Raw genomic sequence first — 23618 nt, 5'->3', positions numbered from 1 at the left:
GACGACAATTAACGCAAAAAATCGATGAAGATCTGCTCATTTTTTGAACAATATATATTGACGAATATTGACAAATCAAGGACATAAATATTGCTTATTTGGGTAACTCTGGTAGTAAAATTTATGTGCTTTGTTGATAACCTTCTGGCGTCATAAAGGTTTTCGCCGCTTAAGCATGTTTACCGCGTTGCGTTATACGGGTATCTTACGCCGCTGTTAAAAGGAGAATGCCATGTCCCCCCAGAAACCGGGATTACACCCCCGTAACCGTCACCACAGTCGTTACGATCTCGCGACATTATGCCAGGTCACGCCAGAGCTGACGCAATTCCTCGTTCGCACGCCAGGCGGCGAACAAAGCGTTGATTTTGCCAACCCGCTGGCAGTAAAGGCGTTGAACAAAGCGCTGTTAGCGCATTTCTACGCCGTGACGAGCTGGGATATTCCGGACGGTTTTTTGTGTCCACCGGTACCGGGGCGTGCGGATTATATTCACCATCTTGCCGATCTGCTCGGTGAGACGACGGGAACCATTCCAACCACGGCGAGCATCCTGGACGTGGGCGTGGGGGCGAACTGTATTTACCCGCTGATTGGGGCGCATGAATATGGCTGGCGCTTTACCGGAAGCGAAACCAGTGATGAGGCGCTCGCCAGCGCTCAGGCGATTATTAAGGGTAATCCGGGGTTAACCCGGTTAGTCCGTTTGCGTCGACAAAAAGATCCTACGGCGATTTTCAACGGCATTATTCATAAAAATGAACAGTTTGAAGCCACCCTGTGTAACCCGCCGTTCCATGACTCGGCCGCTTCTGCGCGTGCCGGCAGCGAGCGTAAACGCCGTAACCTCGGGCAGGATAAAGACGATGCGCTGAATTTTGGCGGGCAGCAGCAGGAGTTATGGTGTGAAGGCGGCGAAGTGGCGTTCATCAAAAAAATGATCGCGGAGAGCCAGGCGTTTGGCCGTCAGGTGATGTGGTTTACCACGCTGGTCTCGCGCGGTGAGAATTTACCCCCGCTGTATCGTGCCCTAACGGATGTTGGCGCGGTCAAAGTCGTTAAAAAAGAGATGGCCCAGGGGCAAAAGCAGAGTCGCTTTATCGCCTGGACCTTTATGGATAACGATCAGCGTCGCCGCTTTATGACGCAGAAACGCTGACCGGCCTAGAGCGTCGGTTCGTCTGGCGGCAGAGGTTGCGCCGCCGCAGTCCCTCCGGTCGGTGCCGGTAGAACCTGATACGTTTGCACCGGGGTACGGATATTGGCGAGGTCAAAGTGTTTTTTGACCTGAGCGTCGAGCGCGAAGCGGACAGTCCACTGCTTCAGCGGCAATGTGGTAAACGATACGCGCAGCGTAAATGACGTATTGGTTAAGCCCACAATGCCGGAGAATGATGGCTCGCCAATAATCAGGCCGCGCACTTCGTCTATTTCCATCACCGCCGCAACGGCGTCTTTCAGCGCCTGGTTAGCTTTGTCGGCATCTTCATGACGATCCACATCATAATTCGCCACGACCGAACCAATACCGCGTACAAAGTTGGCGAAGGTGGTAATCGATGACCACGGAACAATATGGTAAGCCCCGGTATCCTGACGTACGCCCACTGAGCGAATAGACATCCGTTCCACCGTCCCGGTTAACGGGCCGATCGTCACCAGATCGCCGGTGTTCATGCCGTTTTCAAACTGAATAAAGATCCCGGTAATAATATCTTTCACCAGCGTTTGCGAGCCAAATGAAACCGCCAGCCCCAACGCCCCGGCGCCTGCCAGTAACGGCGCGATATTGACCCCGATTTCCGAGAGCACAATCATGATGGTGATGGTACTGATGATCACCGCCAGCGCATTACGAAACAGCGTGAGTAACGTGCGCGTGCGGGCGCTGGGCAGCGGACGCCCGTGGACATCGGAGGCCAGACGGTTTTCTATCAGGCTGGCCAGTACAGTCCAGCCAATGGCAGAGAAAAACAGAATCAGCGCGATGCGGATCAGGATATCCACCGTTTTTTCCCCCGCGCCGTAATGCAGCCAGTTCCAGAAGTCGAACAATCCCCAGGCGTTCAGCAGCAACATGGCGGCGATACAGACCGTCAGGAATCGCGCTACTTTCAGCGCCATAGAGAGCCAGTTATTGAGCCGCTTTTGCAGCTCGGGGTAGTTTCGCTGTGTTTCAGGAGACAGGGTGATGGTTTTGGCTATCCAGCGAGAGAAGACCCCGGAGATAAACGCGGCGGCACCAACAATGATCAGACTGCGTACCGTGGCACCCATCATAAATTTCAGGCTATTGCCGGGATCAAACAGAGAAAAGAAAAACAGCACGATGAAATAGGCGCTGGCCAGCCAGTGCCACACCAGGGCAAAGGCGCGGATAAACAGACTAAAAAACGCCAGCGAACGTTCCGCCAGATCCAGCAGATGCTCAGTGATCTCCTGCTTGTTTTTGAAGATCAGATACAGTGCCCATAAGGTGATGCACAACATGATGATGACGTTGGCCATCGCCCCAACCTGGACATTCACCTGGTTGGAGATAATGGGGACGGCGACAATCAATCCATAGCCAATCAGGCTGCTGAGCGAACTTAAACGGCGGTTCCAGTAGCGTGCTCCGGCATTCTGAAGATTAAACGGGCGTAGCTCTGGCACGCCAGGGCAAAATATCAGGCGCAGGATAGCCTTGAAAAATTCAATCAGCGCAAACGCATTGAGGAACAGACTCTGCTGAAATGCGATGGTGCGGCTACCGGCGTTCATTTTGTCGCTCAGGATCTGCCCGACAAATAATGTCAGCGCCAGCAGCAGCAGGTCGATAATAAACGCGCCGACAATCATTGCGGGTAGCTGTAGCCAGTTACTGCGATCGCGATTTTTGTTACGCGCCCACTGACCCATTTTGCGATACAGCGGCAGCGTACACAGACGGATGACCCAGTAAAAGGTGAAGACGGAGGCCGCCAGCATTAAAAAATGGGTCAGAGCATTTGTAAACGATTGTGAATTGAAGGGTTTGTGCGGGGCGTCGGTAATATTGCGATAGAGTTGGGCAAACTTCCCGGAGAGCGCGTCGCCGTAATGGCGACTGATGTCAGTGACATTCTCCAGCACGGTTTTTTCTTCAGCAAGCGTGGGGGGCGTGATTTTAGGCACCGGCTCTGCGGGAGGCGTCTTCGCGACTGACCGTAACTGCGTAATCAATTCTTTACGCGACGTCTCATTTTCCAGCACGTCTGCGAGCGCCGCATAGGCCGCTTTCTTTTGTTCGACATCAGGTTCCGTTGTGGGTGCCGCGCCCGCTTGAGACGGCGTGCCCGTCGTTACGCCGGGTATCGCGACTGCATGGGCGGGAGCGCCCAGTAGAATGAAGAGGATGAACAGAATCCACCGCATGACTCCTCCAGTGAGAAAGTAAAACAAAAGGATAAGTATAGAGGATGGGGGAGGAGGGATTTGAAATGGGACAATTCGCAGGGAACCTCCCTTCCGAAAGAAGGGAGGTAAGAGCGGGGATCAGGAGACGTGCTGTAAAAATTCCTGTAAACGCTGACTGGGTGGATTTTCAATCAGGGTTTGCGGGTTACCGTCTTCCGCAATGCGGCCTTTGTCGATAAAGATCAGACGTGAGGCCACTTTCTCGGCGAAGCCGATCTCGTGCGTCACGATCACCATCGTCATGCCTTCTTCCGCCAGATCCTGCATCACTTTCAATACTTCGTGGCGCAGTTCCGGATCGAGCGCGGAGGTCGGCTCATCAAACAGCATCATTTTGGGCTTCACCGCCAGCGCACGGGCGATCGCCACGCGCTGTTGCTGGCCGCCGGAAAGCTCAGACGGGTAGTGATGAGCGCGTTCCGCCAGCCCGACTTTCGCCAGCAGCTCTTTGGCCAGTTTCTCCGCGTCCTCTTTTTTCGCGCCGCGTACGCGCTGTGGACCGAACATGACGTTTTCCAGCGCCGTCAGATGTGGGAAGAGGTAGAACTGCTGAAACACCATCCCGGCTTCCTGGCGGATTAAGCGCTCGTCCACCTTCGGATCGTTCACTTTCAGGCCATCGACGATCAGATCGCCAGAGGTGATCTCTTCCAGTTTGTTGATGCAGCGCAGCAGGGTGGATTTACCGGAGCCGGAAGGCCCGATAATAACGACCACTTCGCCCTGACGGATGTTCAGATCGATGTTATGCAGCACCTGGGTTGGACCAAAATGCTTAGAGACGTTTTTAAATTCAATCACAGGATTTTCATCCTTCTTTCCAGACGACGCAGAATAAAGCTCAATACCAGCGTAATGATCAGGTAGAACACCGCAACGGCGCTCCAGATTTCCAGTGCGCGGAAGTTACCGGCAATGATCTCCTGGCCCTGACGAGTGAGTTCAGCCACGCCGATAACAATGAACAGTGAAGTATCTTTAATGCTGATGATCCACTGGTTACCCAGCGGCGGCAGCATGCGGCGCAGCGCAAGTGGCAAAATGACATGACGAATGGTCTCTGTGCGAGAGAGCCCAAGCGCCAGTCCGGCTTCGCTGAAACCTTTATGTATTGAGAGCACGGCCCCACGCGTAATCTCTGCGATGTAGGCGCCAGAGTTGATCATGATGGTGACGACGGCGGCGCTGAACGGGTCAATCCGCAGATCGTTAAACGCCATTGGCAGTGCGAAGTAGATAAACATTACCTGCACGACGATGGGCGTACCGCGGATGACTTCAATAAAGACCAGCGCAACGTGGTTGGCAATCCAACCGCCATAGGTGCGCGCAAAGCCTGCTGCCAGCCCGATAACCAAACCGCCGGCCAGACCGAGGACCGAAATCCACAAGGTCATTTTGGCGCCTTCAATGAGAAGCGGAATGGCGGGCCAGATGGCACTCCAGTCAAACTGCATATGTCGTTCCTGTTACCGTGGTGAAATTATTCAAATGCCCATACTGTTAGATGCAAACAGGGGCTAAAACGTAGGCCCGGTAAGCGTGAGCGCCACCGGGCACGACGAGCCGATATTCAGGCTGTTTTATTTAGGTTCAGTACCGAACCATTTTTTGTAGATTTCGTTATAGGTGCCGTTATCACGCAGCGTCTTCAGCGCGCCGTTCACTTTCTCGCGCAGTTCATCGCTGCCTTTCGGGAAAGCAATACCGTACTGCTGCGCTTCCAGAGACTCACCAACCGCTTTAAACTGGCCGTTGCCCGCAGTTTTGATGAAGTACAGGATGTTCGGCGTATCATGCAGAACAGCGTCTGCGCGGTTGGTGCCCAACTCCATATACGCGTTATCGATGTTCGGGAACTGACGCAGATCTTTGGTTTTGATGTTGGCTTTCGCGTAATCAACAGAACCGGTTCCGCTCTTCACGGCAACGACTTTACCATCCAGGTCTTTTACGCTTTTGACGTCGTTGTTGTTCGCTTTCACCATCACTAACAGACCACTTTTGTAGTAGCCATCAGAGAAGTCGATCGCTTTTTTACGTTCTTCTGTAATGGTGATGCCTGCCAGCGCCAGATCGATGTTTTTGGTTTGCAGCGCAGGGATGATGCCGCTGAAATCCATCGGTTTCAGTTCATAATCCAGCTTCAGTTCTTTTGCTACGGCAGCCCACAGGTCCACATCAAAGCCAACGTATTTGTCGCCCTGTTTGAATTCAAACGGAACGAAGGCCGTGTCGGTCGCGACAACCAGTTTCTTATCCGCGGCGTGAGAGGACACCGCAAAAGCCAGGGTAAGTGCAGCCAGTGAAACTTTTAATACAGACTTCATAGCATTTCCTTTTATATCCACGGGGCGATCCCCTGCGAGAACAGATAATGTAATGAAAAAAACATGCCAACTTTGCAACTCATTGTTTTAACAGGCATGTGTTTTATGTCGTTGCACAATAAGCAGGGCAAAGTCGACGCTTCGCACCGTTTTGGGGCACTGAATTAGTGCAGAATTGTCCTGGTGCAAACGGTACGACTATTTAGCGTAAAAATTGTTGCTAAAACAATCTCTCGTTAACGATTGTGTGAAGTGATTATTACAATTTATTCACTTTGGCAGGGCGGGAGGATCCTTTGGTGCACCATAAAAGTGCAAAACCCCCGCCAGAGCGAGGGTTATTAGAGGGATTACTTATGACGTGCTTATTCGATGTTGGATTCAATGAACCACAGGAATTTGTCGAGATCGCGAGAGGCGGCGGTGAAGATATCTGCGGTGTCTTCATCTTTCGCTTCGCTGATGGCTTTACGCACATCGTTAGCGACTATTGCATAGCGATCGGCCAGCTCTTTCAGGTGATCCTGTACGGTATGGATATCCAGGGGGTAGCTTTTCAGCGGCGTCTTGCTGTTAATGACTTGCGTTGTGCCTAATGCCACGCCACCCAGCTGTACTGCGCGTTCAGCCATCGTATCAAGGTGATCGGTCAATGCGGTACGGAAGCCATCCAGCATTTCATGTACGGCAATGAAATTGGCGCCGCGCATGTTCCAGTGGGCCTGCTTGGTTATCAGTGACAGGTCAATAAACTGGATCACCTGACGATTCAACAGCTCGATTGTCGCTTTCTTATCGCTGTCAGAGACATCGTTACGGGTATAAAGCAGATTAGACGCTTTCGTTTTTACCAATTTAGCGGTACTCATAATCTCATATCCTCTTGATGTTTTGTGTCCCAGGTAATTAACGAAACTAAGTATAGCAGCATATTTAACCCCTGCTTTTTTGGTTGTGCCTATTGCATTAATAGTGTCGATGATGGGAAATATAAAAACAGATAAAAATCAATCATATAGTTGTTTTGTTGCGTATTTGTTACTTATTTTAAACAGGGATTGAAAATGAGAATAAATATGCCAACGAGAACGCCAAAAATAAAAGGATATCAGACGGTTCAGCAGGGGAGAATATTCTGCATGATGATGCACATCATGCAGAACGGCGACGTTAATTAATATCGACTTGCTCTATTTTGGTTTCACGACGCAGGGTGAGCGTTGAACCCATGGATGCCGCAATGATGGCGCATAAGGCCAGCGTCTGTACCCACGTCAGCGTCTCTCCCAGGAAGATCATCCCGGACACGGCGGCCAGGGCAGGCTCCATACTCATCAGCGTGCCAAAGGTGCGCGTGGGCAGGCGTGTCAGCGCAATCATCTCCAGCGAGTAGGGCAGTGCTGTGGAAAGGACAGCGATAGCCAGGCCTATTGGGATAATCGACCAGTGCCACAGGGCATCACCCGCCTGGAGGACGCCAAGCGGGACAAAAACCATTGCGGCAATGAGTGAGCCGACTGCGACGGTGGCGGGACCGTGCTCCTCTCCCGCGCGGTGTCCGGTGAGAATATAAACCGCCCAGCAGGTGCCTGCTCCAAGCGCCAGTAACGCGCCGGTGAGATCAACATGAGAGACATCCTGTCCCAGCGGTAACAGAAACCAGAGCCCGAGGACGGCCAGCGCCACCCAAATAAAATCAACGGGACGTCGTGAAGAAAACAGGGCCACCGCAAGGGGACCGGTGAATTCCAACGCAACGGCGATACCCAATGGCACCGTCTGGATCGACAGATAAAAGAGGTAGTTCATTCCCCCCAGCGACAGTCCATAAAGCACCAGAGGAAGACGTTGTTCTTTTGCAAAACGCAAACGCCAGGGTTTAAAGAACGCGATAAGGATTAACGTACCCAACGCAAGGCGCAGCGCAGTAACGCCCGGCGCACCAACGAGAGGGAAGAGCGTTTTCGCCAGTGAAGCCCCGCTTTGAATAGAGGACATGGCAATAAGTAAAACCAAGATGGGTAACCAGACTGGCGTTTTTCGTGACGACCCCGGCATCCTTTCTCCTGTCAATAAGTGTGTAGAAAAGTAAAAGGGGGAGTGTAAAGGAAATAACCCTCTGGCGGTTGAGTATTCGTTGAAAAAAAAATCCAGAAAATCCGTAAAATGGGTGTTTGTTGATGGATTAATAATCTGCGTGATTAGGATTAATCTGGATGAACGTGCCATATTTTGCGCGTAATAATGGTGCAATCATGCGGAAAAGTGATGTTATTTGAAAGAGATAGCGAGCTTTGGAAACGTTCTGTTACATGAAAGGCTTCGTTAGACATCGCGAATCACAAAGAGTTTCTCATCAATATTTGATATATTTAAAGCTTAGGATTTACTTGAAGCACATTTGAGGTGGTTATGAAAAAAATTGCATGTCTTTCAGCACTGGCCGCTGTACTGGCTATCTCCGCAGGTACTGCTGTAGCTGCTACTTCTACCGTTACTGGTGGTTACGCTCAGAGCGATGCTCAGGGCCAGGCCAACAAAATGGGCGGTTTTAACCTGAAGTATCGTTACGAGCAGGACAACAACCCGCTGGGCGTAATTGGTTCCTTCACCTACACCGAAAAAAGTCGTACCAACAGTGCAGGCGATTACAACAAAACCCAGTATTACGGCCTCACCGCTGGTCCGGCTTACCGTCTGAACGACTGGGCAAGCATCTACGGTGTAGTGGGTGTTGGCTACGGTAAATTCCAGGAAACGAATTTACCGACTGACAAACACGACACCAGTGACTACGGTTTCTCCTACGGTGCCGGTGTTCAGTTCAACCCGATCGAAAACGTTGCTCTGGACTTCTCCTACGAGCAGAGCCGTATTCGTAGCGTTGATGTTGGTACCTGGATCGCGGGTGTTGGTTACCGCTTCTAATCACTACGGTGATATGAAAAATCCGCCTCTTGGGGCGGATTTTTTTTGTCTGAAAATGGCGAAAGCGACGGGGGATATCTCATCCCCCCGTTCGGTTATCACGATTTGGTGTCGAAGATGTCAGTGCCAAGGTGGTTGTAATCCACCTTCTGTAATTTGAAGTTGGTAATGAAGGTAGGCCCGGCTTTCTGCTCAGAGATGAAACGGTATTTGGTAGTGATCTCTTTTGTGCTGATCCCGGTCCATTGTGCGAAAAAGCCCAGGAAGTCATTAGCGGAACGGCGCGCTTTGATTTTGCGGTGGGTTTTATCATCGCTGGAGATCACCATAAACGGCACCTGGAAGTTCTGCTGGAACTGATCATCATGCGCCAGATATTGCACCTCTTTTCCACGCTCTTTAAACGCCAGACCGTGATCGGAGAAATAGACCATCGAGAAACTGCTGCCGCTATTGCGCAACTGGTCGTACAGCTGGCGTAGCAGGTCGTCAGTTTGCGTCATGGTGTAGAGATAGCAGGATGTCTCTTTTGACTGCACGAATTCCGCGTATTTACCTTGCGTACGATCGCAGGCCTGCGGATGAGATCCCATTAAATGCAGGACAATAAGCTGCGGCTGCGTATGCTCGGTTTCGAGTACCTGGGCGGTCATTTTTAACAGCGCTTCGTCACGCGCATTTTTGTTCGCTTCAAAGTTGCCGTCTTTCAGGAAATGCACTTCGTCAGCACGTTTCGCAATACTGGCGATAGCGGTGTCGTACTCGCCAATTTGCCCCTGATTAGAGAACCACCATGTCTGGAAACCGGCTCGGTTGGCCAGCGTCACAAAGTTATCCTGATACTGCGGTTGATTGTCCACCACACGGTTAAGCGTCAGGCCAAGCGATTTTTGTGTGGATCCGCTCGCAGCAACGTAATCCATAAAAATATTGCCGTTGACCGTGCTGGCGAAGGGGGTGTTATCCCAGTGACCGCCAAACGCCCCCAGCGCGTCCCGGCGTGCACTTTCGCCAATCACCACCACATAGGTATGGTATTTGGGTTTGACCGCCGTCACAGTCCAGGTGTCCTTCATCCCGGCCAGTTTCGCCATCCGCGCCTTTTCATCAATCACTTCATTGTTATTGACGATAACGTCTTTGACGAAGCGGAATACCGGGTAACCCGTATCTTTCAGTTTAAAGACGCCGCCCCATGCCAGGTTTTGTACGGGGGTAACAAAGAACGTGATGACGCTAAACAGCAGGCACAGGCTGTTGAGCGTATTCCAGGGCTTCTTTTCGGTCTCTTTTTTGCGGCGGATAGCAATCACGCCCAGCGCAAAAATGAAGACGCCCACCAGGTAGTTGTACCACGGGAAGATCGTCAGGATCTCGGCCGACTCTTCCACGTTGGTCGAATGCATCGCCAGCAGGGTATTAAAGTTGGGCGAACCGTATGCCTGGCCGAACGGGAAATACATTGCGGCGATCAATGAACATACGCCGACCAATACCTTTTGCGTACGCGGCGCGCTGCGCCATAGCAGCAGCAATATGCAGGTAAAGGCTGCACTATAAAGCAGGCTAAAGGGGTAACCCAGTGCGAGGTTAATCAGCAAAGATTGTAAAAAGTAAAAGGCCGTCCACGGGGTAATGACCCGGCTGCGGGCAATAAGCGAGTCTTTGAGGGTTAAATTCATATGCCACTATTACAAAAACGCCATGTGCTTACCCTGGCGCAAAGGGTTAATGCCTGCCTGAGAGTGCGTGAAGAGGGTATCTGCGTGCCGCAATATATGCAGGGCTGCAAGAAGATAGAACTTGCTCATGTTTAGGTCAACTACTACAGCGAAAATGTTTTGCGAAGGGGATAACAAATCAGACAAAAAGAAGGGGTATTTGCGCTGAAACGATAAAATGATCTGTAGTGGAGATAAGAAAATGATGCGGCGTACCGCGACGCCGCGTTAGCGTGAGGAGGGTTTATCCTGCTCTGGTTTGCCGTTGATCATTTCGCACAGCATTGAGATCAGCATTAACCGTACCTTAAAGGGGGAGTGACTAAACACGCGCATGCACCTCTTGAATTCGTTCATATAAACCTCCTGACTTCTCGATCCCATCAATCCGTGAGGGATGACTGTATTACATACAGATATAGCACAGGCTATATTATATAGCTATTGCTAAAACGTTAATTTTTTGTGCCAGGACAACTCTGGTTTACAATGACTTCTCTTACATCAGATACAGTCAACACGTCACAGTCATGGGGAAGCAGAATGAGTCGTCGCGCAGGTACGCCAACAACAAAAAAAGTGACGCAATTAGTGAATGTCGAGGAACATGTCGAGGGGTTTCGTCAGGTCAGGGAAGCGCACCGTCGTGAACTGATTGATGACTATATCGAGCTGATTTCCGACTTAATCATCGAGGTCGGGGAGGCGCGTCAGGTCGATATGGCGGCCCGACTCGGTGTTTCGCAACCCACCGTCGCCAAAATGCTTAAACGGCTGGCCTCGGTCGGGCTGATTGAAATGATCCCCTGGCGAGGGGTGTTCCTGACCCCGGAAGGGGAGAAACTGGCGCAAGAGACCCGTGAGCGGCATCAGATCGTTGAAAATTTTCTGCTGGTGCTGGGTGTGAGTGCGGATATCGCGCGCCGTGATGCAGAGGGAATGGAGCATCACGTGAGTCAGGAAACGCTGGAGGCTTTTCGACTGTTTACACAAAAGAACGGAACCGCATCTGAATGAGTCTTCCCTTTTTTTTGCGCGCGCTCAGGCGCGATCGCTTTTTTCAGTTGTTGATGATTATTGGGATTGGCTTAAGTTTTTGTGTACCGTTTGCGCCTCGTCGTTGGCTCGCTGCCATTGACTGGCATACCATTATTACCCTCAGCGGTTTAATGCTGCTGACAAAAGGGGTTGAACTGAGCGGCTACTTCGATGTGCTGGGGCGCAGAATGACCCGCAGGTTTGCCACCGAGCGTCGTCTGGCGATGTTCATGGTGCTGGCGGCCGCAGGGTTGTCGACATTTCTGACCAACGATGTGGCGTTGTTTATCGTGGTCCCTCTCACCATTACCCTCAAAAAACTGTGCGCGATTCCGGTTAATCGGCTGATCATTTTTGAAGCGCTGGCGGTGAATGCCGGTTCACTGCTCACCCCCATTGGCAACCCGCAAAATATTCTGTTGTGGGGACGTTCTGGCCTGTCATTTACCGCCTTTACCTGGCAGATGCTGCCGCTCGCTGTCGCAATGATGCTGACCTTACTGGTGCTGTGCTGGTTCTGTTTTCCGGCGAAAGCGCTGCAATACCATACCGGGACGCGCTCGCCAGACTGGCAGCCGCGGTTGGTGTGGTGCTGTCTCGGGCTGTACATCGTCTTTCTGAGTTCGCTGGAGCTGAAGCAGGAACTGTGGGGACTGGCGATTGTGGCGGCAGGATTTCTGGTACTGGCGCGCCGGGTAGTGCTCAGCGTTGACTGGACGTTGCTGCTGGTGTTTATGGCGATGTTTATCGACGTGCATTTATTAACGCAGCTTCCCGCGTTGCAGGCAATTTCAGGCCATATCGGCACGCTTTCCGGGCCGGGACTTTGGTTGACGGCTATCGGACTGTCGCAATTTATCAGCAACGTGCCCACGACGATTTTACTGTTGAACTATGTACCGCCTACGCTGTTGCTGGCATGGGCTGTTAATGTCGGCGGTTTCGGTCTGTTACCGGGCTCGTTGGCAAATCTGATTGCATTACGCATGGCAAACGACCGACGCATCTGGTGGCGTTTCCATCTGTATTCGTTACCGATGTTGGTATGGGCGGCGTTGGTAGGGTATGGATTGTTGCTGTTGAGATAGCGCTTAGGCAGGATGTTGGCTGGCGTGTTAAAGGCCCGATAAGCATAGTGCTATCGGGCCTTTTTCATGGAGTTAGTTCAGACGAACCGGCATACCAGAACGGTTCTGTACTGCCTGTTCAACGACGGACTGATCGACGTCAGGCTGACCGGTGATGCTTGTAATGCTCTTGTTCAGCGTAATCGGCACGATCTCACCGCCTTCAAACTGAGCTTCAGTGGTTGACAGTGGGTTATGCACCTCAATGTAGCGGCTGCCGTCTGGCTCGGTGGTAGCTTTCACAGGTTCATCAATGAACTGAACGCGCGTACCGACCGGCACATTCTGAAACAGGAATTTGATGTCTTCGTTACGCAGACGCACACAACCGTGGCTCACGCGCAAACCAACACCAAAGTTGGCGTTAGTCCCGTGGATAGCATACAGACGGCCAATATACAGTGCGTACAGACCCATCGGGTTATCCGGACCGGCAGGCACGACCGCAGGCAGCGGTTCACCCGCAGCACGGTATTCGGCGTGCATTTTTGCCGTCGGCGTCCAGGTCGGGCCTGCTTTTTTACGTTCCACTTTGGTGGTCCAGTTGATCGGCGTATCTTTACCTAACTGGCCAATACCAATCGGCAGCACGATAACGGTGTTGGTGCCTTTCGGGTAGTAGTACAGACGCATTTCAGCACTGTTGATGACAATACCTTCATGCACGGTATCCGGCAGGATCAACTGCTGCGGAATGTTCAGCACCGTACCGCCTTTCGGCAGGAAGGTATCCACGCCAGGGTTCGCTTCCAGCATGTTGGAAAGACCCATCTGGTATTGGGCTGCAAAATATTCCAGCGGCTGGGTGTTGCCTTCCGGGACAGTGATGACCTGGTTTTGACCAATCACCCGGCTACCGTCTGTCGGAAGTGGATACGTAACGGCTGAAGCAGTGCTGCAAAAGCCAACAACTGCGAGTGCCGCCGCGAAAAACGTTGTCAATTTCATATTCATATTCATTTATGCGAGATTCAGTGCCAGGCAGGCTATTGGGTTGAGAATTCTGTAGTGTTGGGAGCGCATTATATGTGCATTCGGGTTCACAGGGAAATCAGATGTGTACGAAATCACATTTTTCCCTTGATCTGACCTTTTGTTCTGCATTCCTGCTCCTGACAATACGCGATCTTATTTAAGACTTGTGGCATAATATGCGGTTTGTCACATATTTTTCTCAGGATACGCCAGTGTTAGTTTCCAGCAACGTCACCATGCAGTTCGGCAGTAAGCCGCTGTTTGAAAATATTTCCGTCAAATTTGGCGGCGGCAACCGTTACGGCCTGATTGGCGCGAACGGTAGCGGTAAATCCACCTTTATGAAAATCCTCGGCGGCGACCTTGAGCCGACGCTGGGTAACGTCTCCCTCGATCCCAATGAGCGTATTGGTAAGCTGCGTCAGGATCAGTTTGCGTTCGAAGAGTTCACTGTACTGGATACGGTGATCATGGGCCACGCTGAACTGTGGGAAGTGAAACAAGAACGCGATCGCATTTACGCGCTGCCGGAAATGAGCGAAGAAGACGGCTATAAAGTGGCCGATCTGGAAGTGAAATACGGCGAGATGGACGGCTATTCTGCTGAGTCACGTGCTGGTGAACTGCTGCTGGGTGTTGGCATTCCGGTAGAACAGCATTACGGCCCGATGAGCGAAGTCGCTCCCGGCTGGAAGCTGCGTGTGCTGCTGGCGCAGGCACTGTTCTCAAACCCGGACATCCTGCTGCTTGATGAACCGACCAACAACCTGGACATCGACACCATTCGTTGGCTGGAGCAGACGCTGAACGACCGCGACAGCACCATGATCATTATCTCGCACGACCGTCACTTCCTGAACATGGTCTGTACGCACATGGCGGATCTGGACTACGGCGAGCTGCGTGTTTATCCCGGTAACTATGACGAGTACATGACGGCGGCAACCCAGGCGCGTGAACGTCTGCTGGCCGATAACGCCAAGAAGAAAGCGCAGATTGCCGATCTGCAGTCCTTCGTTAGCCGCTTTAGCGCCAACGCCTCGAAATCGCGTCAGGCAACGTCACGTGCGCGTCAGATTGATAAAATCAAGCTCGACGAAGTGAAGGCTTCCAGCCGTCAGAACCCGTTCATCCGTTTCGAACAGGACAAGAAACTGTTCCGTAACGCGCTGGAAGTGGAAGCGCTGGCCAAAGGCTTTGATAACGGTCCGCTGTTTAAAAACTTCAATTTACTGCTGGAAGTGGGCGAGAAGGTTGCCATCCTGGGGGCGAACGGCGTGGGTAAATCGACCATGCTGAAAGCGCTGGTAGGCGACATGGCGCCGGATAATGGCACCGTTAAATGGTCTGAGAATGCGCAAATTGGCTACTACGCGCAGGATCACGAATATGAGTTCGAAAACGATCTGACCGTTTTCGAATGGATGAGTCAGTGGAAACAGGAAGGTGACGACGAGCAAGTTGTTCGTAGCTTCCTTGGTCGTCTGCTGTTCAGCCAGGACGATATCAAAAAGCCCGCTAAGGTGCTGTCCGGTGGTGAAAAAGGGCGCATGCTATTCGGTAAGCTGATGATGCAGAAACCGAATATTCTGGTGATGGATGAACCGACCAACCACCTGGATATGGAATCTATCGAATCGCTGAACATGGCGCTGGAGATGTATCAGGGCACGCTGATCTTCGTTTCTCACGACCGCGAATTCGTTAGCTCGCTGGCAACCCGCGTGATCGAAATTACGCCGGAACGCGTGATCGACTTCACCGGTAACTACGAAGATTACCTGCGTAGCAAAGGCGTCGAATAATCAGGCTCTAATACTGCCTGAGTAATGCCCAATGCAACATTGGGCATTTTTCCTGAGACCTTCCCCCGGCTTGTGGTCTGGGGAAGGTGACAAACCCCATACTTAACGCTTCGACACCGACGTGTCTTCCTGCAAATATTTCTTACCGACGTCCAGATACTGCTGCCAGTCGTAATGAAAGAGATCGTGAACCCCTTCCCGGTAGTGATAGTTCAGACGACTGTGTAACGGCTGTCCTGTTTTTGGCTGTTGGTCGGTTGTGAAAATATCATCGGTATAAAGCTGATAGACGCTTTTGGCGGCCACAACAGATAAAAACTCGCCTTTGGGATCTGACCATTGATCCTCTTTCGCGCTGGCGACATACACCGGACGGGGGGCGATCAGGTCGATCAACATATGCTGGTCTACGGGTAGCGCATCAATGTTATTGGCATAGCTCGCGTATTTGACCGAGAACCAGTGCGGGAAATCGGTGGTGATTGACGCCAGCGTTTCGCCATAGTTACGGCGTGCCAGCGCCGCGCCGCCTTCACCGGCGTTGTTGGCGATGACGTAGCGAAAACGCAAATCATTGGCGCCTGCCCAGAGTGCCGTTTTGCCCAACCGCGAATGACCGATGACCGCCAGACGGTCGCTGTCGACATCCTTACGGGTCTGCAGATAATCCGCGACGGCGCTTAAACCGCCGGCCCAGACGCCAATCGCGGAATAGTCTCCCACCGCTTCACCGGGACGGCTGGTTTGGATAAAGCGTTTAAAATCAGCAGGGTTATCGGCGACGACGTCACCATAATACAGGGTGGCGACACCGAAGCCTTGCGACACGATGTCATCGAATGGCCAGCGATAGGCGCGCACGCCGCGCGAGGCGGGGGTGAAGGTATTGTGCAGCGTCGTGACCTGTGTGGGGTCGACTTTGCTGCCGCAGACCAGCGGATTCGCCCATTGCGTGGAAACAGGCAGTGCAGGATTGAACGTCACCCCGTGGTTGCCGCAGAAGTTATACCCGACGAATACCGGCACCGGTTTGGCGGAATCAGGCATATACATCAGCAATTGCGCAGGCCGACCGTCCAGCGATAAATCCACGGTCTGCCAATAGCCTTTGGAAAGCGTTAAGGGATGCTTTGCCGATGTTTTTATAACTTTCACCTGCTTAAACGTGAAAGTTTTGCCGTACACGTTGTCATGAAACAGATTTAAAATTTCACTACGCCGCGTTGTTTCCCATGTGAGTCTGGCATCCTTTGTGCCCGCCGGAATTGCCTGCGGCAGCGACAGGGTGCCTGTTTTACTTTCATCGTAATTGGGTTTGAAGCCTTCGGCGGCAAAGGTTGAAGGGGCGGTGAAGGCGGCAAGCGAGACAACGACAGCTAAGATAGTCTTGTTCATAAAAACTCCGTGAAGGGGTCCATTCATGTCCGACTCTCCCAAAGACGCCCGTCGTGGGCGTCTCTGTTAACAGGTAAGAACCGTACAAGGTGGAACTCACCGTTGATGTCACTGCAATGTGGAGGTGGAGAGGCAAAAATGCGCATCGTCTCGTGAAACTTCTTTGCCATCGATAAACACGGTGCGTGGGTCATTGCCCACCAGCGTAACGGCCAGTTTGTGCCACGCGGGCTGATAGTGGCCTTTACGGGTGAAGTTCACATGGATCGCGCTGGCGCTGCAACGCATCTCCCACGTAAGCCACAGCGCATTGCCTTGCTGATAATTCCAGCTCTCGCCATCATCTTCAAACAGCATACCGGTCGTCGTACCTGTGCCCTTCACGGGGAAGAGTTTCAGCTCGCGCGTATCATCTTTTTCTGCGCTGACGTGGGTGATGCGTTCGCTCAGCGGTAAACCGGCGCCTGCCCGTACCAGCAGCGGCAGTTTTTCCAGCGGGGCATCGCGGGTAATCCACTGGCCGCCAGAGAACCATTCATGAGTGTAAAAATCGTACCAGCCTGTTTCGTTATCCGGTAACCAGATGCGGCGCTGGCGCTGGCCCTCTTCAACTACGCTTGCGACTAAAATATCGCGGCCAAGCAGGAAATCGTCGCACTCTTCGAAGGTTTGCGTGTCATGCTCATGGTCGAGGAACGTTGGGCGCAGCATCGGCTCATCGTCGGCATGGGCTTGCCAGAGCAGGGTATAAAAATAGGGCAGTAAGCGATAACGCAGCTCAATTGCACCGCGAATGGCGGGCGTCACACCCGGGTACATCCACGGTTCATTGACCGTATGGTCATCATTCCAGGAGTGAATGGTAAAGCGTGGGTGCATCACGCCATTCTGTACCCAGCGTACGAACAGTTCTGCATCCGGTTTGTCGCCAGAAAAACCACCTACGTCGTGCCCCACGTTAAACAGGCCGGAAAGGCTCATCCCCAGCCCCATTCTTGTGTTGTAGCGCAGCGTGTCCCAGTTGGTGCGGTTGTCGCCACTCCAGGTCTGGACGTAGCGCTGCATCCCGGCGCAGCCGGAGCGCGAGATCAGATACGGGCGTTTTTCCGGGGCAAAGCGCTGCTGGGCTTCCATAGAGGCGCGCATCATCAGCAGAGGCATCACCGGGCGAATGTGCTTAATGGCGATTTCCTGGCCAAAACCGTGACAGCGGGCTTCGCCGTCCCACACTTCAAACTCGTTGTTGTCGTTCCAGGTCGAGTCGATGCCCATCTCCAGCAACTGGGTCGTCACGCCATCCTGCCACCATTGAATAGTCTGCGGGTTGGTAAAATCGAGATTAGACCCTTCATCGTCCCAGAAGCTGGAGCGTTCCGGCGCATTCGTTTCTGAATCACGAATGAACAGACCTTTTTCCGCCACTTCGTTATAGCGCGGATGGTCTTGCAGCAAGCACGGCTTGATGTTGGCCGCGAGTTTCAGCCCTGCGTCATGGAACGCGCGGGACATCACTTTCGGCTGCGGCACTTTGTCGTAGTTCCAGTTGAAGACGTAGCGCTTGCCGTTGATCGAGGTATAGCCAGAAGAAAGCTGGAATGAGTCGCACGGAATCGCGTGTTCTTCGCACAGGCGAATAAAGTTCATCAGCTGGTTTTGCGCGTCCGGCGCGTCGGTGTAGTGCATGGTCGAGCCGCTGTAGCCCAGACTCCACTTCGGTCCGAACAGCGTTTTTCCTGTCAGACGCACAAACGCTTTGGTCACGTCCAGCACCCGCTTGCCGGTAAACATGTAGTAATCGATATCACCAGCTTCCGCCTGCCAGCGGCGATACGCGGTGTGATAGTTGTCAATTTCATTACCCAGATCCAGCCAGCAGCTGCTCAGGTTGTCATAAAAAAGACCGTAGCTCACGTCGTCGCGGCGGGTTATGGTGAAGGGAATATGTTTGTACAGCGGGTCGGTGCTGACGGCGTTATAGCCCATCGCATCCAGATTGCGCATCTCATAGCGTTTACCGTTGCGCTGTAAATTACCGGCTTTCTCACCCAGCCCGTAAAAGCGTTCATCTTTTCGGCGACTCAGATAGTGCGCCACGCCGTCGCCGTGGGCATTCAGCAGATAGGCGCTGGTGCTGCGATCGCTCGCCAGCGGCTGCCAGTCGCCCGCCTCATCGCGATAATGCCACTCCAGCCACAGCGGCTGGTGGACGGTGACGCGCAGCTGTTCAGTGCTGATCGTCACGGTTTCGTCCTGCTGCTCCAGGGTCCACGCCGGGCAGCTAAAGCCGCTGAGGTCATCGCGATGGCGCCCCTCCCAGGGCACATCTTGTTTAGGTGCGATGCTCCAGGTTCTGTCCAGCGCCAGCGCGCCTTTACGCTTAATCAGTACGCGGAACAGATTCTCTTCCAGTACATACAGGCATACGCGGTGCTGGTTATCCACCAGCAGCTCCAGATGATGCGCTGATTGCTTATCAACGATCCAGTTCTTCAGGGTTTTCATATGCAATACATCCACTATCAAGCGCGCTTGGCGCGACGTTCAGCAATAAATGCCACCAGGAAAATAGCGCCAATCAGGTCGAAGAAGCCCATGGCGATGAAGAGTGGGTTAAAGCCGATTTTGTCAGCGGTAACACCAATCAAAAGGGAGAACAGGAAACTGGCGATCCACGCCGCCGAACCGCGCATGCCGTTGACGGTCGCCATCTGACCTTTATCAAATGACTCCACGACCAGCGCACTCAGCATGCAGGAGATGATCTGATGCCCGAAGCCGCCGATGGACATCAGGATCACGGCAACAATCGGATCCCGGGTGATCGCCACCGCGGCGAGCGAAATCATCATAAATGCGCCGGTGACGGAGCTGGCGATGGTTGAGTTAACGCGTGAGTAGCCGAACAGGCGGGTATAGAGTTTGGTCAGATAGCCACTTGCCACGCTGCCCAGATCAGCGGCGAGAAACGGCAGCCAGGCAAATAAGGCGATCTGCTTGAGATCCATATTGTATTCTTTGGCGAAGTAGAGCGGCATCCAGAAACTGAACACTGCCCATGCCGGTTCCGCCATAAATGCCGGGATGGCGATACCATAAAAACGTTTGTTTTTAGCGACGCCTTTCAGCGCGGTGAAGAAGGGCTGTTTTACGGGCGCGGGCTCGTTGTCCTGCTTGATCCAGGCCAGCTCGTCCTTGCCGAGATTCGGGTGTTTTTCCGGGTTATGGTAGAACGCCCACCACAGAATCACCCACAGCAGCGCCAGCACGCCGGTGAACATAAATGCACCCTGCCAGCCAAAAGAAGCGTGGGCAAAGTAAATAATTGGCGGCGCTAACATCGCACCAATTGAGAAACCCACACCTGCCCAGCCAGCGGCAATCGGGCGTTCGGTTTTCGGGAACCATTCGCCAAGGGTTTTGGCGTTGGCCGGGGTGGCAGCGGCTTCGGCACCGCCCATAAAGAAGCGCAGAATAGCCAGATGCAGCCAGTTCCCGGCGCCAGCGTGAGCGATACAGGCAATGGCCCACAAACAGGCGCAGATCATAAAGCCGAGCTTCAGGCCGATCACATCAATCAGCCAGCCGCACAGGGGCTGGAAAAGGGTGTAAGCGAGCTGGAAGGCGCCAACGATCCAGGAGTATTGTTCGGTGGTAATACCCAGACTGTCTTTGAGCTCCGGGGCCAGAATACCTAACGAGTTTCGCGTGATGTAGTTAACTGTGACGCCAAGTAAAAACAGCACCAGCATATACCAGCGCAAGTTTTTCATGACACGGCGGGTTTTGCTTGCCGTAACTGTGTTGTTAATGTCCTGACTCATTTCTTTCTCCACAAGACGGACGATATAGGGAAAATTCATTCCAGTTGTCATACAGATTTGTATCGATTTGATATGTATCTGTTTTATGGTCTAAAGCTGACATACAACTAGTATGGGAGTGGTGTAACAAATTCACCTTAAGGGAGAAAAGAGGTGGGTAATAGCGGATTTTGTGCAAGCTTTCTCATAACGATTGTCTTTTATTTGTCATGATGCGCCGGACACCCGTTACTGCTTAATCTCAGGGTTATGAAAATTTTTTCATTTGCCCGATGGAGCGAGATCACAAAATGGATAAAAGGCTCAAAATCGCCGAAATTGCCGCCCGTACGCAGCTCTCCATCAGCACCGTTTCCCGGGTGCTCGCGGGGAAGGCCAACACCAGTGAAAAAGCACGCAGTAAGGTACTGGCCTGCGCGCGGGAACTGGGGGTGATGGACGGTATGGCGGCGGGGCGGCTGCTGCTCAATAACCTGTTGGTTTTTGCGCCACAACGGGCGTTTGATGAGCGGTCCGACATCTTTTACTACCGGGTGCTCCAAAGTTTAAGTAAAGGGCTGGCTTCCCATGAGGTCAGGCTACGCTATTGCGCGCTGGAAGAGCTGGACAGCGATGCCCAGCTTTTTCTGACGCGTATTAACGAGCCGGAAACGCAGGCAGTCATGCTGCTGGGTATCGATGATCCGCATATTCATGATCTGGTGGTGGATGTCGGGAAACCCTGTATGTTGATCAACTGTCGCGACAGAAGACAGCGTTTGCCTGCGGTCGCGCCTGACCATCGCGCGATTGGCGAGCTGGCGGCTGACTATCTGTTTGAGATGGGCCACCGGGAAATCATGAACGTGTTCTGTCTTCGTCGTTACACGATGGAACTTCGGCTGGCGGGCGTTCGCGATGCCTGGCAGTCGCATAATCTGACGTTTAATGATCAACGCGATTTGCTGGTGGTGCCCAGTTTCAGCGCGAAAGAAACGGAGCTGCAGGTAAGCGAATGGTTGAAGCACACGCCAGCCAAAGCGCTGCCGACAGCGTTTCTGGTGGGCGGTGATTTTATGGCCGCAGGGACGATCAGCGCACTGCAAAAGCAGGGGTTGCGTGTGCCGCAGGATGTCTCGGTAATGAGTATCGACGGATTTAATCTGGCGACGATTCAGGATGTTCTCTTAACTGCTGTTCATGTCCCGCGCGATGCGCTGGCAATAGAGGCCGTGCATATGCTCCAGCAGCGGCTGATGCGCCCCGATGCGCCGGTCGGTACGCTGTTGCTCAATGGTTCGCTGGCAATCCGCGAATCTGTCCGGCGGATACGTCAGGGAAAACGACGCACCGCCGTAGAGAGAGAAGGGCTGTATGACGATTAAGCCATACCCAGCGCGCGCTTACCGTGAATATTCAAATCATCGAGCGTAAAGCGTCCTTCCCAGTTGGTTTCATAATCCTCGCGGGGGAAGTCGCCCGGCGAGGCGCCTTTCTCCAGTGCTGCTTTGACTTTGTGCGCGTAAGCCAGATTTTTTTCGCACAAAGGCGCGGCGGGGATGTACATCACGTTACCCCAGCCTTGCTGGTTTTCAACGGGTGCCACGGAGTGAATGACGTCGCAATGCCACCAGACAGAGTCACCGGCTTCCAGTTGTGGAATGCTGGTTAACGCTTCAATCAACAACGGATGCCATTGTTCAGAAATGGGCAATACTCTGCCTGGCGCGACGCCGCACAGTTCATCTTCCGGGACATCATCCAGCAGGGGACGTAACAGGACATACGCCATCGCTTCCGGGATCGGCACCACGTGCAGCAATCCCTGGCCGGGCAACATATCGGAAAGCGCGGTCCAGCCCTGGAAAGTACGGAACACTGAACATTTGGTGGTGTTCTCCACGGTGTACTCTTCCACGTCGGTACGGTGCGCAGCGTTCCACGGATCGTACTGATCGACATTGCCGCCAAACACCTGCGCGAAGACCTGTTGATACGCAGGGAGCAGCCAGCGTTCCAGGGCGCCAGAGTCGGTATGCGCGCCAAGCCCTTTTGAGGTTGTTCCCGGCGGGCGGCGGCGAATACGATCCGGGTAGATAACGCTCACATCCGGGTTAAACCACTGCTTGCCGTCGCTTTCAAAGGTCCACAAACGGTTGAGAAACGACTGGGCGTTAGCCATCTCCTCGCTTTGACGCGCCTGCATTTGCGCCTGTGACCAGTAGATCGGATAAATTTCCGGTCGGGAGGCGGACAGTGTCCCGAAAAAGTTATCGCCCGGACCTTTATACACCTCGTCAAAATGGTTGTGATCCAGGTAGTCGAGCATGGACTGATCCCAGTCCAGCGCCTGTTCCCGCGGGAAATGCTGCTTAATGACCACGCAGCCGTGTTGTTTAATCTCTTCTCGCTGCGCGGCCGTGATGCGACCTGCTTTCATGTCAGCGTAAGTGAGTTCAGGCCAGACAGTTTCGCCGCGTGCTTTACGCGCATTAATGTCCGCCACGCGGGTTGCAATCACATCACTGAGTTTGTCAAAAACCTGCTGAACATCACCGATTTGTGCTCGCAGCGCTTTTTTCATCTGGCGGATAGCGGATTTGTGGTCGGCGGGTAACGTATCGCTGGTAAAGGTAAGAGCCATAAACACCTCACTTAAACTTTCATTCGAAAGAAATGTAACTTACAAATGATACTTTAAGTTAAAAATAAGTTAATGCAAGTTGAAATTTTCGACAGTGTGAAAAGAATGCTGAGTGAGGAAGAAAAATTTGAGCGCAATGCGCGAAGGGGCACAGGAATCAGAGAGAACCTTTTACTCTGGTGAAGGGTGACTCACCGCCGCCTCCCTGCGGGCCGCCCCGGCCAGTCGTCAACGTCGCATCGATTTTCAGCCGGACCGTGGTGTCGCTTCAGCATTCTGACTTTCAGTGGTTTCCGTCTGGCTGTTTAAACAACAACTCAGATGGTCAGGTGTGGGGAGAGTCCGGCCGAAAATTGTCGACGTGTTTCCGTAAGGCCGGGGAACCCGCAGGGATGCGGGTTCAGGGCGCGTTTTACA

The 23618-nt window shown here is 52.8% G+C and carries 19 protein-coding genes; 6 read left to right on the top strand and 13 right to left on the bottom strand.

Translation table 11 applies throughout. From position 1 onward, the window contains the following. Positions 1-232: 232 nt before the first annotated feature. Positions 233-1159, top strand: coding sequence for a 23S rRNA (adenine(1618)-N(6))-methyltransferase RlmF (gene rlmF, locus AC07UY_RS10850; protein ID WP_494701164.1), 927 nt, complete (start codon positions 233-235; stop codon positions 1157-1159). A 5-nt stretch (positions 1160-1164) separates the two neighbouring features. Here rlmF and ybiO read toward each other — a convergent pair whose 3' ends face one another. The 6 genes from ybiO to rhtA form a co-directional block, all read right to left on the bottom strand. Continuing rightward, positions 1165-3396 carry a mechanosensitive channel protein gene (gene ybiO / locus AC07UY_RS10845; RefSeq protein WP_494701163.1) on the bottom strand — a complete coding sequence of 744 codons (2232 nt, stop codon included), beginning with the start codon at positions 3394-3396 and terminating at the stop codon, positions 1165-1167. Positions 3397-3516: 120 nt separating this feature from the next. Next, a complete protein-coding gene (gene glnQ / locus AC07UY_RS10840) occupies positions 3517-4239 on the bottom strand; it encodes a glutamine ABC transporter ATP-binding protein GlnQ (protein ID WP_192611668.1) in 723 nt (240 codons plus the stop codon). Further along, the gene (gene glnP / locus AC07UY_RS10835) at positions 4236-4895 is read right to left on the bottom strand and encodes a glutamine ABC transporter permease GlnP (RefSeq protein WP_203358390.1); all 660 of its coding nucleotides are present in this window, start codon (positions 4893-4895) and stop codon (positions 4236-4238) included. The genes glnQ and glnP overlap by 4 nt, the downstream gene beginning before the upstream one ends. Before the next feature lie 126 nt (positions 4896-5021). Further along, a complete protein-coding gene (gene glnH, locus AC07UY_RS10830) occupies positions 5022-5768 on the bottom strand; it encodes a glutamine ABC transporter substrate-binding protein GlnH (protein WP_192611669.1) in 747 nt (248 codons plus the stop codon). A gap of 365 nt (positions 5769-6133) precedes the next feature. Beyond that, complete coding sequence (gene dps / locus AC07UY_RS10825; RefSeq protein WP_162383360.1) at positions 6134-6637, bottom strand: DNA starvation/stationary phase protection protein Dps; 504 nt, start codon at positions 6635-6637, stop codon at positions 6134-6136. A gap of 301 nt (positions 6638-6938) precedes the next feature. Next, positions 6939-7826 carry a threonine/homoserine exporter RhtA gene (gene rhtA, locus AC07UY_RS10820; protein ID WP_494659424.1) on the bottom strand — a complete coding sequence of 296 codons (888 nt, stop codon included), beginning with the start codon at positions 7824-7826 and terminating at the stop codon, positions 6939-6941. A 354-nt stretch (positions 7827-8180) separates the two neighbouring features. Here rhtA and ompX point away from each other — a divergent pair, with 354 nt between their 5' ends. Continuing rightward, on the top strand, positions 8181-8696 hold the full coding sequence (ompX, locus tag AC07UY_RS10815; RefSeq protein ID WP_192611671.1) for an outer membrane protein OmpX: 516 nt from the start codon (positions 8181-8183) through the stop codon (positions 8694-8696). 98 nt (positions 8697-8794) lie between these two features. Here the strand turns inward: ompX and AC07UY_RS10810 are convergent, their stop codons facing one another. Together AC07UY_RS10810 and mntS are read right to left on the bottom strand one after the other, a co-directional pair. Further along, positions 8795-10378 (bottom strand): phosphoethanolamine transferase, encoded by a 1584-nt coding sequence (locus AC07UY_RS10810; RefSeq protein WP_203358388.1) that lies wholly within the window; start codon positions 10376-10378, stop codon positions 8795-8797. 267 nt (positions 10379-10645) lie between these two features. Further along, entirely contained in the window at positions 10646-10774 is a 129-nt protein-coding gene (gene mntS, locus AC07UY_RS10805) for a manganase accumulation protein MntS (protein WP_494659426.1), read from the bottom strand. Positions 10775-10960: 186 nt separating this feature from the next. Here mntS and mntR point away from each other — a divergent pair, with 186 nt between their 5' ends. Further along, positions 10961-11434, top strand: a complete 474-nt coding sequence (gene mntR / locus AC07UY_RS10800) for a manganese-binding transcriptional regulator MntR (protein ID WP_203358383.1) — start codon at positions 10961-10963, stop codon at positions 11432-11434. Then, on the top strand, positions 11431-12543 hold the full coding sequence (locus AC07UY_RS10795; protein WP_494659427.1) for an anion transporter: 1113 nt from the start codon (positions 11431-11433) through the stop codon (positions 12541-12543). The genes mntR and AC07UY_RS10795 overlap by 4 nt, the downstream gene beginning before the upstream one ends. Positions 12544-12615: 72 nt before the next feature. Here the strand turns inward: AC07UY_RS10795 and ldtB are convergent, their stop codons facing one another. Then, positions 12616-13536 carry a L,D-transpeptidase gene (gene ldtB, locus AC07UY_RS10790; protein WP_276292309.1) on the bottom strand — a complete coding sequence of 307 codons (921 nt, stop codon included), beginning with the start codon at positions 13534-13536 and terminating at the stop codon, positions 12616-12618. A gap of 233 nt (positions 13537-13769) precedes the next feature. Between ldtB and AC07UY_RS10785 the strand changes: the two genes are divergently transcribed. Beyond that, positions 13770-15362 carry an ABC-F family ATPase gene (locus AC07UY_RS10785; RefSeq protein WP_203358380.1) on the top strand — a complete coding sequence of 531 codons (1593 nt, stop codon included), beginning with the start codon at positions 13770-13772 and terminating at the stop codon, positions 15360-15362. A 102-nt stretch (positions 15363-15464) separates the two neighbouring features. On the opposite strand, the gene AC07UY_RS10780 is transcribed toward AC07UY_RS10785, so the two are convergent. The 3 genes from AC07UY_RS10780 to AC07UY_RS10770 all read right to left on the bottom strand — a co-directional run bounded on the left by AC07UY_RS10780 (position 15465) and on the right by AC07UY_RS10770 (position 20578). Continuing rightward, a complete protein-coding gene (locus tag AC07UY_RS10780) occupies positions 15465-16757 on the bottom strand; it encodes a glucuronyl esterase domain-containing protein (protein WP_494659428.1) in 1293 nt (430 codons plus the stop codon). 108 nt (positions 16758-16865) lie between these two features. Further along, positions 16866-19259: a glycoside hydrolase family 31 protein gene (locus tag AC07UY_RS10775; protein WP_494659429.1), complete on the bottom strand. Its 2394-nt coding sequence runs from the start codon at positions 19257-19259 to the stop codon at positions 16866-16868. 17 nt (positions 19260-19276) lie between these two features. After that, positions 19277-20578 (bottom strand): MFS transporter, encoded by a 1302-nt coding sequence (locus AC07UY_RS10770; RefSeq protein ID WP_203358377.1) that lies wholly within the window; start codon positions 20576-20578, stop codon positions 19277-19279. A gap of 290 nt (positions 20579-20868) precedes the next feature. Between AC07UY_RS10770 and AC07UY_RS10765 the strand changes: the two genes are divergently transcribed. After that, positions 20869-21942, top strand: coding sequence for a LacI family DNA-binding transcriptional regulator (locus tag AC07UY_RS10765; protein WP_203358376.1), 1074 nt, complete (start codon positions 20869-20871; stop codon positions 21940-21942). Here AC07UY_RS10765 and AC07UY_RS10760 read toward each other — a convergent pair. Next, complete coding sequence (locus AC07UY_RS10760) at positions 21939-23201, bottom strand: DUF1479 domain-containing protein (RefSeq protein ID WP_494701162.1); 1263 nt, start codon at positions 23199-23201, stop codon at positions 21939-21941. The two genes, AC07UY_RS10765 and AC07UY_RS10760, sit on opposite strands and share 4 nt — an antisense overlap. Between the last annotated feature and the right edge of the window lie 417 nt (positions 23202-23618).

Source organism: Citrobacter sp. GW821-FHT02E08 (assembly GCF_059421685.1).
Note: the sequence above shows the minus strand (reverse complement) of the source record. Positions and strands in the feature narration are given on the sequence as shown.